At 59.9% G+C, this 1,531-nt stretch carries 1 protein-coding gene; it reads right to left on the bottom strand.

Annotation, left to right across the window (positions count from 1 at the left end; all coding sequences use genetic code 11):
- Window positions 1–123: 123 nt before the first annotated feature.
- Complete coding sequence (locus tag IVB32_RS28600) at window positions 124–957, bottom strand: Crp/Fnr family transcriptional regulator (protein ID WP_204514099.1); 834 nt, start codon at window positions 955–957, stop codon at window positions 124–126.
- Window positions 958–1,531 lie beyond the last annotated feature (574 nt).

Here is a 1,531-nt window from a genome sequence, read left to right as displayed (position 1 = left end):
TCTTGTGCCTCTTCCTGATCCAGCTATCGCATACGCTTGCCTGTCCGCTCCCGCTCAATTCGGCTTCTTAACGGACGACTACCTAATGGCAGCTTCTGACCGAAGGCGGCTATCGCATGGTCTCTATTTCTGCGAAACGGCTCTGGATTCACCACTCGCTCCGCCGGACGAGACGATGGCGCTTTCCCGGAACGGCGCACGGGTAGGCTGGGGCGCCGACAATTCCTGGCAATACATTCGATCGATCTTGCGCTGCATGAGCGCATAGCAGTCGCATACAACGCGCTCGAGCCGCACCCGGTCGATCTCGATAAACCCGCGCCGGTCGGAGGGGACGGCGCCGGCCGCGCGCAGCTTGCTCATCGTCAGAGTCACTGTCGTCCGCCGCACCCCAAGCAATTGCGCAAGCGCCTCCTGCGTCACCGGAAGGAGGTCATCGGGAACGCGGTCGTGAAGCTGCAGAAGCCACCGCGCCATGCGGCCATCCACCCGGTGCAGCGCGTTGCAAGCGGCTACGTGCTGGAGTTGCAATAACACCGCGCGGGCGTGGAGCTGAACGACATTCCTGATGGCTGCGCTTTGCGCATAGGCATCCCGAAATTTGGCGGCGGAAATCAATGATGCTGTGCCAGCGATGCGTGCAATCGCGGTCACGGATGAAAGCGATGGGCCGAGTACGGAGAAAGAGGCCAAAGCGCCTTCCCGTCCCATCAAGGTGGTTGCGACCGTTTGCCCGTCCGGCATATCGAGCATGAAGGCGATTGCGCCGCTATGGGGAAAATAGACCGGGTCCATCTCATCGCCCGAGCGCACCAGAACCGCATCTGGCTCAAACGAGATCTTCTGGAAGTAGGGCGTGAGCAAGCTGAGATCCGCTGGCGGCAGCGCTGCCAGTAGCCGATTCCCGATGCCAGTGCGGTTGACGGTCCCGATGCTTTCTTGTGAAAGAGCCCCCACTGAACGGCCGCGTCCATCTATTTCATTCACTAGGATTATCCGAATTATGAGTTGCCGAAAGGCAACTATCCAAACAGAGCCATTAGTCGAGATCAAGCACGGACATTTGCGGAGACGCTGCCGGCGTCTCGCCGCGCAAGCAGGATCTTGCATACATCATACTATTCACGCCCGTTGTGCGACTCGGCGAGCGGGGCCCTGCGGGATGATCAACCGGTGATGGTTCCGGCAGCGCTTGCTCTTGGCTTCCTAGCTGACGTCTTCGGCGGTGTGGGGCGTGCACGTCTTTTGGCCCGGCGCTTCCGTTGACACGGTGCAATTATCCGTCGGTCGATTGGGGTAAAGCCGGAAATTTGCCGCCGTCCGCCAGAGCGACGCTTTTGCCCTCAACGGACATGCGGGCGTTGTCCGTCAGGAGGCCCCAGGCCAGCACGCTTAGGTCTGCCGAAAGTGCGGACATAACGCGGCCAGCTGCTTAATGAGTACACAGCCTAGCACTACTTTGGCAGAATGTGTTTTCGCCGCTGTTTTTCAAGGATTTGCTTTCGGCAATGTGGGCACTGCTGGGGCGGCG

The organism is Bradyrhizobium sp. 23 (assembly GCF_023073295.1).
Taxonomy (GTDB): domain Bacteria; phylum Pseudomonadota; class Alphaproteobacteria; order Rhizobiales; family Xanthobacteraceae; genus Bradyrhizobium; species Bradyrhizobium canariense_D.
The sequence above is the reverse complement of the archived record's forward strand: the minus strand, read 5'-3'. Positions and strand labels throughout refer to the sequence as shown.